Origin of the sequence: Polaribacter sp. L3A8 (assembly GCF_009796785.1) — a bacterium.
GTDB lineage: Bacteria > Bacteroidota > Bacteroidia > Flavobacteriales > Flavobacteriaceae > Polaribacter.
Genome location: NZ_CP047026.1, coordinates 3,324,191 through 3,336,898, shown reverse-complemented (window position 1 = coordinate 3,336,898; position 12,708 = coordinate 3,324,191). Strand labels below are relative to the sequence as shown.

At 30.3% G+C, this 12,708-nt stretch carries 10 protein-coding genes; all 10 read right to left on the bottom strand.

Annotated features, from left to right (window positions below):
• Positions 1–13: 13 nt before the first annotated feature.
• The 10 genes from truB to GQR92_RS13610 all read right to left on the bottom strand — a co-directional run bounded on the left by truB (position 14) and on the right by GQR92_RS13610 (position 12,653).
• Complete coding sequence (gene truB, locus GQR92_RS13655) at positions 14–718, bottom strand: tRNA pseudouridine(55) synthase TruB (RefSeq protein WP_158840456.1); 705 nt, start codon at positions 716–718, stop codon at positions 14–16.
• A 114-nt stretch (positions 719–832) separates the two neighbouring features.
• Positions 833–1,627, bottom strand: coding sequence for an undecaprenyl-diphosphate phosphatase (locus GQR92_RS13650; protein ID WP_158840454.1), 795 nt, complete (start codon positions 1,625–1,627; stop codon positions 833–835).
• A gap of 2 nt (positions 1,628–1,629) precedes the next feature.
• Complete coding sequence (locus tag GQR92_RS13645) at positions 1,630–1,872, bottom strand: DUF3098 domain-containing protein (protein WP_158840452.1); 243 nt, start codon at positions 1,870–1,872, stop codon at positions 1,630–1,632.
• 4 nt (positions 1,873–1,876) lie between these two features.
• Positions 1,877–2,755 (bottom strand): cell division protein FtsX, encoded by an 879-nt coding sequence (locus GQR92_RS13640; RefSeq protein ID WP_158840450.1) that lies wholly within the window; start codon positions 2,753–2,755, stop codon positions 1,877–1,879.
• A 58-nt stretch (positions 2,756–2,813) separates the two neighbouring features.
• Entirely contained in the window at positions 2,814–3,230 is a 417-nt protein-coding gene (gene mce / locus GQR92_RS13635) for a methylmalonyl-CoA epimerase (protein ID WP_158840448.1), read from the bottom strand.
• Positions 3,231–3,283: 53 nt separating this feature from the next.
• Positions 3,284–5,377: a hypothetical protein gene (locus GQR92_RS13630; RefSeq protein ID WP_158840446.1), complete on the bottom strand. Its 2,094-nt coding sequence runs from the start codon at positions 5,375–5,377 to the stop codon at positions 3,284–3,286.
• An 82-nt stretch (positions 5,378–5,459) separates the two neighbouring features.
• The gene (locus GQR92_RS13625; protein ID WP_158840444.1) at positions 5,460–7,472 is read right to left on the bottom strand and encodes a hypothetical protein; all 2,013 of its coding nucleotides are present in this window, start codon (positions 7,470–7,472) and stop codon (positions 5,460–5,462) included.
• A 76-nt stretch (positions 7,473–7,548) separates the two neighbouring features.
• A complete protein-coding gene (locus GQR92_RS13620) occupies positions 7,549–8,220 on the bottom strand; it encodes a C40 family peptidase (protein WP_158840442.1) in 672 nt (223 codons plus the stop codon).
• Positions 8,221–8,369: 149 nt separating this feature from the next.
• A complete protein-coding gene (locus tag GQR92_RS13615) occupies positions 8,370–9,791 on the bottom strand; it encodes a DUF5689 domain-containing protein (RefSeq protein WP_158840440.1) in 1,422 nt (473 codons plus the stop codon).
• 105 nt (positions 9,792–9,896) lie between these two features.
• The gene (locus GQR92_RS13610) at positions 9,897–12,653 is read right to left on the bottom strand and encodes a TonB-dependent receptor (protein WP_158840438.1); all 2,757 of its coding nucleotides are present in this window, start codon (positions 12,651–12,653) and stop codon (positions 9,897–9,899) included.
• Between the last annotated feature and the right edge of the window lie 55 nt (positions 12,654–12,708).

Sequence of the window (12,708 nt, the reverse complement as noted above, 5' to 3'; positions counted from 1 at the left end):
AAATACTGTATTGTTAAGATTCTATAGTACTTTCTTGTAAACCTTTAATAAAACCTTCTACGGAAACTCCTTTTTCTACAGAAAAATCACCAATTTTGGTTCTTCTTAATGCTGATAAATGTGCTCCTGAGTTTAAGGCTAGTCCAAAATCATACGCTAAAGAACGTATATAAGTTCCTTTACTACAAACAACTCTAAATGCTACTTCTGGTAAATTTATTTTTGTGATTTCAAATTCTGATACCGTTACAGTTCTTGCATTAATCTCTGTAGTTTCTCCTTTTCTTGCCAACTCATACAAACGTTTACCATCTTTCTTTATAGCAGAAAAAATAGGTGGCTTTTGCAGAATATCACCCATAAACTGTTTGGTAGTTTCACGTAATAATTCTTCGGTAATATGTGCTGTTGGGTACGTTTTATCTACTTCGGTTTCTAAATCGTAACTTGGTGTTGTGCCACCAATTGTAAAAGTGCCTGTATATTCTTTTTCTTGCCCCTGATAAACATGTATTTCTTTTGTTTGCTTACCTGTACAAATAATTAACAAACCTGTTGCAAGCGGATCTAAAGTACCTGCATGACCTACTTTAATCTTCTTTATATTAAAGCGTTGTCTTATTTCCCATCTAAGTTTGTTAACTACTTGGAATGAAGTCCAATTTAAAGGCTTATCAATTAATAAAACCTGACCATTTTTAAAACCTTCTTCTGTCATTATTTGTACTGAATTTATTACGAATGCTAGTTTTTATAGTTCTACAATGCAGCAGAATTAGTTTAACTATCAACTTTTAGTAGATTGTTTTGCTATTTTAAAACTTAAGTTTTACTAATTTAAAAGAGCGTAACCAATTGCAATAAAACCAACTATAGCACAGTATAATGAGAAATAAGATAATTTACTTTTTTTAACTAAAGCAATCATCCATTTACACGCCAATAAACCAGCTAAAAAAGCTGCTATAAAACCTGCTGAAATTGGTATAATTTCTGAAGAGTGAAAACTGATATCTCCACCTAATAAATCTTTACCTATTTTTCCGAAAATTAATGGAACAACCATTAAAAAAGAAAAACGTGCTGCTCTTGTTCTATCAATACCTAATAAAACAGAAGTAGAAATTGTTGCTCCAGATCTAGAAATACCTGGCAACATAGCAATTGCTTGAGAAATACCTATAAGTAAAGAGTTCCAAAAAGAAACTTCTTTATTAGTGTTTTTAGCTTTATCTGCCATTAATAAAAGCAATGCTGTTACTAACAACATAACACCTACTAATAAAATTTTTCCTCCAAAAAACGATTCTAATTCTTTTTCAAAAAGTAAACCAACAATAACTGCTGGTAGCATAGAAATAATTATTTTTAAAGAAAACTTACATTCATCATTCCATTTAAACTGAAACAATCCTTTAAAGATTTCAGCTACTTCTTTTCTAAAAATAACTAAAGTACTTAAAGCAGTCGCAAAATGTAATACTACTGTAAAAGTTAAACTTTCTTCAGGTACAGATGTATCTCCTAAAATTACTTTAGCAAGTTCTAAGTGCCCACTTGAAGAAACTGGTAAAAACTCTGTTAATCCTTGTATAATCCCTAAGATTATTGCTTCTAATATATCCATTTCTATTTTTTTGGATTTGCTAAAATAGCATAAATTTCAATTCCTAAACCAATAATTACTAATGTTGGCGCTAAACGAATACGTTGCCAATTGTAGATTTCTTCATTAAAAACATCCGGATTATCACTTCCTCCACCTGCCATAAATATAAAACCTAGAGCAATAAAAATGATACCAACAATCATGATTATATAATTTTTTTTACCAAATAAGAAATCTGGTTGTTGTGTGTTTTCGTTTTCCATTGTGTTAATAATAAAGTTCGTCTGTTTTTAAGTTTAAAAAACGTTGTGTCGCAAAAAAAGTACTGATCCAAGTAATTAAAAAGGCAGAAATGAAAACTCCCCCAACTAAATATCCTAATGTAATGTAATCTTTAGTTAACGCTAAACTAGGTGCTAATTTATCTACATAATAAATAACAACACCTAATGCTATTATTGCCAAAAGAGCGCCTAATATACCTAGCTTAATACTTTGCCAAATAAAAGGTCTTCTAATAAACCCTTTTGTGGCGCCTACCATTTGCATGGTTTTAATATTAAATCGTTTAGAATATATAGATAACCTAATTGAGCTATTAATTAAAATCATTGCTACTACACCAAAAAAGCCACTTATAACCAATAGCCAAAAGCTAATTCTTTTTATATTTTTGGTTAATAAATTAATTAATGGTTTGTCATAAGAAACATCAGATACAAAAGTATTTTTAAGAAAACGCTCTTCTAACTCTTGCATTTTTTCTGGAGTCACAAAATCTGCTTTTAAATAGATATCTATGCCATTTTTTAACGGATTCTCTCCTAGGAATTTAAGAAAATCTTCACCAATTTCTTCACTATAAATTTTTGCAGCTTTCTCTTTACTTGTGTAAATAATTGTTCTAGTAAAGTCTTCTTTTTGCAAAGAATCTTTAAAATTATTTCTATTTTTAGTAGAAACATTATCTTTTAAGAACAAGGTAATTGCTACTTTTTCTTTTACACGATTGGCAACAAAGGTAGATTTTAACAAAACTAGCCCCAAAACACCAACCATAAAAAGCACCAAAGCTATACTTACTACTACTGAAAAGTAAGAAGATAGCAGTCGCCGTTTTTGATAAGCATCAAATTTTGAAGACATATTTTAGAATGTTTTTTAAGCTCGCAAGATAATAATTAGAATGCAGTTTCCGTAACTGTTAGCAGTATTTTAACGAATCTATTTCTTGACATAACTCAATAAGAACTCCATTGGTAGATTTTGGATGTAAAAAAGCAACTAATTTATTATCTGCTCCTTTTTTAGGTTCTTTATTTAAAACAACAAAACCTTCATTTTTAAGTCTTTCTATCTCTGCTTTTATATCAGAAACAGCAAAAGCAATATGATGAATTCCTTCTCCCTTTTTCTCGATAAACTTAGCAATAGGGCTTTCTGGATTTGTAGCTTCTAACAATTCTATTTTATTTGGACCTGATTGAAAAAAAGAGGTTTTAACACCTTCGGAAGCAACCTCTTCCGTTTTATAGTGTGGTTTCCCAAAAAGTGATGCAAATAACTGATTAGACTTTTCTAAATCTTTTACAGCAATGCCAATGTGTTCTATTTTATCCATATAGATAAAAGTAATGGTTATTTTTTTATTTTAGAAATAATAAAACCTTAAACTTAACCTTCTTGTATATTTATGTTTGCAGTATTTGTGTAATCTATAGTATTTGTAATGGTATTCATTAAATTATCGTTTACATCAAAATAATCTGTTTTACAAGAAATAGTTGTTTGTCTGTTTTCTGTGTTTTTTAAAATAAAATTAAACAATATTGGTGTTCTAAAATCTTGCCTGTGTTTCATTATCTTAAAACTACTCCCTGTATCATCTATAGTAATATCTATAAAAACTTTTTTTACACTGTCTTTTTGTGAGTTTATTCTTACAGTTACATATCTATTATAATCTGTAGAACTAGATACTATTTGGCTAAACTCTGAACTTAAATCTTCTATACTCTCATGGTTAAAAAACAACTCTTTTATTTCTGTACTATTATTACTAAGAAATGTATTTTGATTTAAAAGTACTATACCTTCACTTTCTATAAGCTGAAAATTATTAAAAAAACTTTTGTTTATAAAGGTTTTATTTGCTTGATCTATACTTAAAACTGCATTTACCCTACACGGAGAAAGTGATATATTTTCTAATTTAATTTTTTTAGACTCTTCTATTATTTCTGCTTTAATAGCTTCTCCTGTAGATTTCTCTACATTTAATTCTAAAATACTAGAATCTTTAATTTCTTTATGTGAAAAATTAATATTTGCGTATTGAGAAACTGAATTGTTAAGTGCATTAATTAATAAACTAGCTTCGTTTAAACTTTCGGTATCACTATTAAAAATAAAATATTTACCATCTACAGTAATAGCTGCCTTCTGTAAAAAAGAATTACCAGTTACCTCATATTTAGCACCAATATCATTAGGAAATAAAAATTGAATTTCATCAAAATAGTTTAAATTATCTTTTTCAATACAATTATTGTTATATAAATCTATTTTTAATTTAGCTAAGTCAAAATCTGATAATTTTGGACCAATTGCAAACAAAAAACTAATTTTAGAAATATCTTCTGTTAAACCTGTTCCATCTTCAAAAGCATGAAATATAGTGGTTATACAAGGTTGCATTGTATCTATATCTCTAGTTAAATGATATTGCTTTGGCACTAAAAGAAAGGTATTTGGCTGTAAAGCAGATTTATAGATAGAAAGGTAATTGTTTTCTATACCCGGTAAATAAATTTGCTGAAATTCTGAATACTCTACATTTAAATTAAATGGGTTATTATTTAAGCCTCCGTTTACATTTTTATAAATACTGTCTGCCGTATTTTCTGGCAATTGATAATTTAATTTCTCATTAATTCTTAACAAAAATGTGCTTTTTACTAAACCTGAGTCTTTTGTTGGTTTTACTTTATTTTTAATTTGAAGCTTCTTAAAGTTTCTAATTGTTAAATTACTTTCTACTTTTTTATTTCTAAATAATAAAGGGCTTTGTGTTAATTTTACTTTCTTTCTTAGTAAACTAAAATCTTTTATTCTGTTAAATTGAACTGCCAACTTAGAATTTACTTGTGGATTAGAATACCCCTTAAAAGCAAAAAACAAATCTACACTAGACTTAAAATCATCAAATTCTGTAATAAGGCTAAAAAAAGCAATTTTTACAGCTTCGTCTTTTAATTTAAAAATGATACTTTTAGCTTTAACATCAATTAAACCATTAATTTTTATAACTTCTTGCTTAACTTTTAAATTTAAAATAACTTCTTTTAAATCTAAATCGACATAATTAAACCCAGCTTTTTTAATTTTTACTACACTATACTTTAAGGTTACCTTACCCAAATAACCATCTTCATTGCCTTTAGAATCTAAAGTAGTTTCATAATAAAAAAGAGTATTATTAAGTGGTGTTATTACAATTTTTGGAAACTGTAATTTAAGTTTTGAGTTGTTTTTATCTGTAAAAACAGTTGTTTTAGTTATTTTACTTCTGTTACTAACCAACGGTAAATGAGCTTCACTTTTAACCGGAACAAAGTTAATAGAATGTACAACAGGATGTTTTATTACAGAAAAAACATTTGGTTTTATAGCGTTAAAACTAATACTAGGCTTAGACGCTTTAAGGTTAAATCTATTTGCAGGTACAATTTTAGAACCTTGTACTTTAAAAAGTTTAGCATTTGGCATATCATTTATTTTTAAAATTAAAAAGAGGTTATTTATAAAGAATTAATTTAAAAACAACCTCTTAACATTATAGTTTTTAAGTTTACTCTAGCTCTTCTCTTATAGCAACAATCATTTCATTTTCTTCTTCTGTACCAGACGGAATTTCAAATAAAACATCTCCTTCTTGATAGTCTAGTTCTTGCCAATCTGTAGAAATTTTTACTTTTTCTGTTTTACCATCTACTTTGCCTTTGCAAGTATATTTAACTTTAAACTTAGTAGGCTTAATTTCATAATCGTTTTCATACCAAACCTTTAGCGGAATTAAATCCTCATAATTATCTTCTGTAAATCTAATTTTTTTAGTAGCCATTTTATCTGCCTTAATTCTAACTTCTAAAGTATCACATTCATAAAGCTCTTCTGTAGATAAAGTATAGTTTACAGCATTTTGTACTGGCAACGGAATAAATATTTTAGTGCCATCAAACTCAAATTCGTTTACTTTATCCTTAACTCTTACGCGCTTATCTTTTTCATACATTATGTTTTGGCGTATCTTAATTTTACTAGGTGTTTCGTTTTTTACAAAACTAAAAACAAAGGCATTTTTTTCTGTTTCTCTAGAACCCCAAGTTGCCGGAAAAATAGCGTCTATCGTTTTACCAGATCTACTGGTTTTGGTTATGTATGGAGTACCTTCTGGAGCAATCATTCTTCCAGAACTTTTCCAAACCAGATTACCTCTAGAGTTAGGATAACCAACCTCTATAGAAACCTGACTTACAGGACTATCATTTATAATATCACCATCTCTATCTAGTTTTATTAAACCACCATTTAAAGAGGTAATAATTTGTACTTTTTGAAAATCTTCATCTAAACGAACTTCTGTAATATATTTTTTAAGATCTTCTTTTGCAGCATCTCCTGTTTGATCTGTTAAAGGATCTAAACTTCCGCTTATTTTAGAGTCCATAACCTCTATTGCAGAAAATTTAATTTCGTCTGTAAAGTCTACTTCTCTAATTTGTTTTCCAGATTTTAAACTAACTCCTACACTACCTTTCCATCTAAAAATATTAAACAACCCACCTCTTTTTTCTGGAGCTTCTGCAGGTGTAAATTCTTTATCTGCAACATCAAAAATTTGTTTTTTTAGAATTTCGAAAGCAAACTCTCTTTGTTTTGTTAGTAAACTTTCTTCTAATGTTTTTCTTTCATCAGAAGAAAATTGCTCATCCGTAATTACCTCAGAGACAATACCTCCCTCTGTTCTAATTTTTTCGTACTCATGTTCCCAATTTATATCTACAAAAGCAAAATTTACATTACTTTTCGCAGAAAAGTAGTTATGTACCTTTTTAGCATTTACAGTAGTTTTAATTGTAGTAGTTGGCAAATAACCTTTATACCTAATAGCATTTTCTACAACTAAATTATTGTTTCCGTTTTCTAATGCACTTTTAACTAATGATGCACTGTTACGCCCCATTAAGATAGAAAATGCATTTTCTCCCAAACCAAAAGTACTACCTGCTCCATCTCCTTGCACATTAAAGCTCCAAGGATTCATACCTCCAAAAGGTTTATCGCCTCCATCTTCGCCAATAATATGCATATTAATATTGTTTTCTACTAACTGAATTGGCCTAACGTTTGTTTCATTAAAGTCTCTATCTACCCCTTTTTTAAAAGAAAATAGTCCAAATAACTTAGATGTTCTATTGTTGTTAAATTCTTTATGAAGTTTATCTTTTAATTTATCTATTGCTATTTTAAGTAAAGCCTCTGGCAAATCTATGGTTGTAGTAAGTGTTGTGTAACCACCTGCTTCTTCTTCTAAACCTTCTGCCCCAATTACGGTAGTTTCATCTGCTTCAGATTTAAAAACTTGCATAGAAAATTTAAATCTATCATCAGGAAACTTTGCCAATCTTGGGTTTTTAGGATAATAATAAAACTGCATTGCCTGATTATTTTCTCTTAACAAAATATTGTTTGGATCTGGAGAAAATAATACTGCATAATCTGCACCATCTTCTTCTTTTAATAAAATTTCTACGGTTCCTGCACCTGCGTGAGGATAACCTAGTGGTTGAACTTTTGACATCTTTTTTAGTTTTTAGTTTTTACGTACTCTGTTATGGCTTTTCGGTTAACGCCGTTTGGTTTTATTTTTAAATTGATTAGCTTCTATTTTCTAATAAAGAATTGATGTATGTTTTAGTACCTTCATCATAAATTCCGTTGGCTTCTCTACCGAATTCTGTAGATTGTAATAAGATAAGTGCGTTTTGTGTTTTAGGTCCAAAATCTCCGTCCGAAGTTCCTACAGCGTAGTCTAGACTTTTTAATATATTTTGGAGTCTTACAACTTCTTCTCCTTTTGACCCTCTTTTTAGAGTTGGTTTTGGTAAAACTGGCTTTCTACTAGGGCTTAACCTTCTAAAACCTAATAATTTATCAGCCGCATAAGCAGATATAGAAACAGTATCAGATTGGTTTCCTCCTAGAGTGTAAATTCTAGTTCCATCTGCAGAATACCCCATAAAAACACCAACATGACCTTCCCATGAATTGAAGTCTCCTCTGTAATAAACAACTACATCACCAGGTTCTGGGCTATTTACAGATTCCCCCACATTTAGCCAAGAACGTGCAGCTGCAGAATTACTATTTTTTAAGCCCGCTTTTTTAGCTACCCAATTCATAAAAATGCTACACCAAGGGGTTTCATCATCATTAACCCAAGGAAAACCAGATTCTTTTGCGTACTCTAAAATGCGCTTGCTATGTCTACTTCCTGCTATTTCTTTTACACCTATTTCATTAATTGCAACACTTAATAAATTTTTCATCTTAATGCTTTTAATTTTCAACACATCAAAATTGCAATAAAAAAAAAGGACAACAACAGGTAAACAACTGATTAACAGAAGTAAAACACATTAATAAAGGAAAGTGTTTTTCCCTTTTTTAGATAAGGGAAACACCTCTTAGATAAGAGTTATTTAGCAATAACACTAATATTATCTAGCTCATAAGTTCCATCAAAATTAACATTTCCGTTTCCTGTATACTTAAAAGCGATAAAAGCTGTCCCGGAATAATTAGATAAATCGATATACGTAGAATGCACCCAACTCTTATAATTCGTTCCATTAGAAACTATTTTTGCAGGTAAAACAGTCCATGTAGCCGTGTTTATATTGTTATCATCTCCATCAAAATCTGTAGAAATTAAAACCTGTAAATTACTTCCATTTCCAAAGCTATTAGAGGTTTCAAAAGACAAAAATTCTTGTGATGTTGTGTCTAGATTAACGCCCGAAGTAATTAACCACGTTATTGTACTTTCATCTCCAGAACTACTAGAACCTATTCTTGCCGCTTTACTTTGCGAATAGGTATCTGTATAAGACCTCCAAGATTTAGTCCCTTCTTCTCTAAAGTTAATCCAATTTAAAACATCTATTTCACCAGACTCATTATCAAAATTTTCTTCTAACAAAATTGTAGTATACTCTTCTATTGGCAAAGGCATACATCTTTCATCATTCATGTAAACATCATCCGTATCATTCAAATTAAGGACAATAAGATCTCCACTAAAATCTTTTGAAACAATAGCTTTAATACTTCCTGCTTTTTCGGGTAACGTTTCTGTTGAAAAACGAGAAAAAGAACTCGTTTCTAACCATATATAATCATACCCTAACCCTAAACAAGTTTGAATTTTACGTTGTGTATCAAAATCTTCTTTTGGGTCTACATACGATTTACCGGCTAATTCAGCATCAAAAAACACGTTTTCTAAAGCTACAAAAGTTCCTATATTAGTTTCATTAATCCCTGCAAAATCAATTAATTTTGGTACAATATCTTCGGTTGTTTCTGTTCTAAAAATATGGTTTGGAATTTGATTTGTTGTTACGTTTTCAATTTCATTAAGATCTGTAGCACTTACTTTTCCTCCAATGGTAATATTACCATCTCCAGAATTAGTTTCGCCAACATACAACCCTTTTAAACGAATGTAAATTTCTCTACCGATATTAAATTTATTATAACTATTGCTTAAATTTAAGGCAACTTTTATGCCTGCAGTCGGGTTTTCGGGAGCATCTTGCATATAAAACTCTTTATAAAAATTACCAGATTTATCCGAAGAAATTACATATCCTTTTACCACAATGTTAGAAGTAATTTCTAAAGGATCACTACCAATTATATACTGTCCTTTTAGCTGTTGTATCGTTTTTAATTGAAGTGTTCCGGCAGCAATACTATCTAAAATCTGACTTACAGCTTCGTTTTCTTCATTCCCTAAACTTTCTGGCACTGTAAAACTTCCATCTTCTACACAGGTAATAAAAGAGATGCTCGCTATAAACACCCATACTATTGTGATTATTCTATTCTTTTTCATTTTTCATTTTTTTTTAATTAACAACCTCCCCTCAAGGGTACGAGACATGCTTCCGAAACATGCTTTTTCACCTCGAGAATTAAACCCTTGGCTATCGCCCCGCGATTAAAACGACACACTTACATTTAAAAAATAAGTTGCGCCTCTACCATACCAATACTTATTCCCAAAAACAGGTTTATCTAAAGATTTATCTTCTAATAATTGTCTGTAATTGGCATTTCTTCCTTGTTCAAATCCGCCAGATTTATAGGTTTTATTCAACAAATTATTTACTGTTACAAAAAAACTTATGTAATGTTTATTAATGATAAAAGATTTTCCTCCAACAAAATTTACAACAGAATAATCGTTGAATTTCTCTTGCGTTAAAAGTTCTTTTGCAATCTCATTATCATATTCTAAAAAAGGCAAACCATCATCATCTGTATAAAAATTTCGAGACCTGTTTAAAGGTGAAACATCTATAAATGTGTTGCTGAAAAAATTTAAAGTGGCACCACACCACCAATAACTTGGGTCACGATATTCAAAACCAACCGAATACGCATTTTGTGGTCCGGCAGCTAATTTGTAATTCTCAAGATTTGTCTTGCCAAAATCTTTAAATCCATCTACAAAACCCGCCGTTAAAGATTCTGTATCTGCTTCTGTGGTTAAGTATAAATCAGGATTGTTATCATACGTGAATTGACCAACAGAAGCAGCTCCTTTCAATTTAAAAGTTGATGTTATTTGCGCTTCTATCCCTAACTCTAACCCCAAATGTTTTTTACGAATTCCACTCAAAACCTCTTGCACAAAGGCTGTGTTATCTCCTCCAACTCCATCTGCAAAATAAAAAGAAATCTCCGTTGCATCTTTTACAGAGGTATAATACGCTGTTACTTTTGATGTAATAATTGGACTTCTATAAACATAACTCACATCCGTAGAAATTATTTTTTCGCTTTGTAAACTTAAAACCACATTGTTATTTTCTCTAGAGTTAGAAAATGTATTTCTAAGGGTTGGTGCCTCAGTAATATATGCTGCATTTATATCTACCAAATGACGACCCGTAATTTTATACGTAGCCCCCATTTTAAAACCATAATCTATAAATTTCTGTGCTTCGGATGCACCTAAAGAATTCTCAGAAAAACTTCCATTTTTATATAAACCTTCTCGCTGATGTGTTGTACTTGTTACTTTTAGAGCTGCAAAAAAATCTATTTTATGGTATTGAAATTGCGCTTGTGTAAAGGCAGAAATAATATCAGAATTTAAATTAAAGTTGTACTTAAATTGATCTCCTTTACCAACTACTCTATTGGGGTTTAAAAGATCGTTTTGTTTTTCATCTTCTGTAGCCCCAAAAGGATCTATATCTAAGTAGCCGACTCCACCTAGCAAATCGATAACTTCTGCAAAATTTTGAGACCGTAATTGTTTGTATTCAATTTTTCCATTTAAGGAAACATTGTCATTTACCTCTGTATTTAAAATGGCATTTATAGTAAATTGTTTATCATCATTTCTATCTTCATACAAAACATAGGCATTTTCCAAACCTGCAGTTTCATTGGTTTTATTTGCATCAAAAATCCGATTCCAATTTATTTGTCCGTCTTTTTTAAAATTATTTTCAGCATTATAAGCACCTTCAAAATCGTTATTTCTTAAAAAATAACTTGGCAAATTTTGATAATAAGCGGCACTTGGGTTAGCACCTCCATTATAATCGATTCTGCTGTTGCCTATTTTACCAAATTGATAAGCAATATTGGTGTTTATAGAAGTTTTTTCAGTAATATTCCAATAATGGTTTAACATTAAAATAGGCTCATTTACTTCTTTAATTCTAGAATTTCTCTTTTCTCCATCTAAAAAACCCCAATAATCGTTGTACTTTATTCCTTTTAAATCAAACACTTCTTGTGTGTTTGGCGATGACTTCCCTCTTCTATTTAATGCGAAAATTCCTGTAAAGTTTATACTGCTTTTATCGTTCAACTTTTTTTCTACGGATGTAAAAACAGCATACGCCTTATAAGAAGTAGCGTCATTAAAACCTTCGTTTCCTAGTCTACCGCTTCCAGAAAAAGTAAAGGCCCAATTGTTTTTTAACATCCCCGTAGCATAGGTTGCCATGGCTCTATGCTGATAACTTCTGTTTGATGAAGAATACGAAACCCGTAACCCAGGTCTTTGTTCCGATGCTCTAGTATTCATATTTGTAGCACCTAAAAGCCCTCCAAAAGTAACATCTGAAGGTGATAGACCGTTTCTAAATTCTTGGTTTCTTAACACATCATTTAAACCTCCCCAATTACTCCATTGTGCTCTACCATCATAGATTTTATTCATTTCTATGCCGTTTATAAGCACTTTTCCGTTTCCAGAATCTAATCCTTTTATCTTAAAAAAGGAAGAACTAAACTCATAAGCAGCGGTTCTAAGAAAAATATCTTTTGATGATTGTAAGAGTCCAGAAATATTATCGGCAGCACTTGCATCATCATTTAATTCATCATCAGAAAGGGTAATTAAACTTAAGTCTTGGTTTTCTACAACCTCTTTAAATAAAAAGATACTTCCTAAATCTAACGTTATAGCAGAGAGTTCTATGGGAATATTTTGAGTTTCATACCCCATCAGTTTTAATTCTAAAACAGCTTTTCCGTTTTGGAAATTCTTAATTATAAAATTACCATTTAAGTCTGTGGTGTGATTTTTAGACGTGTTTTTAATAGTAACAAGAACACCTTTTATCGGTTTCTTAGAATTGTTATCTAAAACAATACCTTTTACAACTCCCTGACTATGAAGCCCCGAAAATGAGGCTAATAGCAAGCAAGTTGCCATAACAATTTTTTTCATAAATAATAAAATTTTCTTTTTCTTTTGCACTTAAAGTTAATGAAAAAAAAATAAA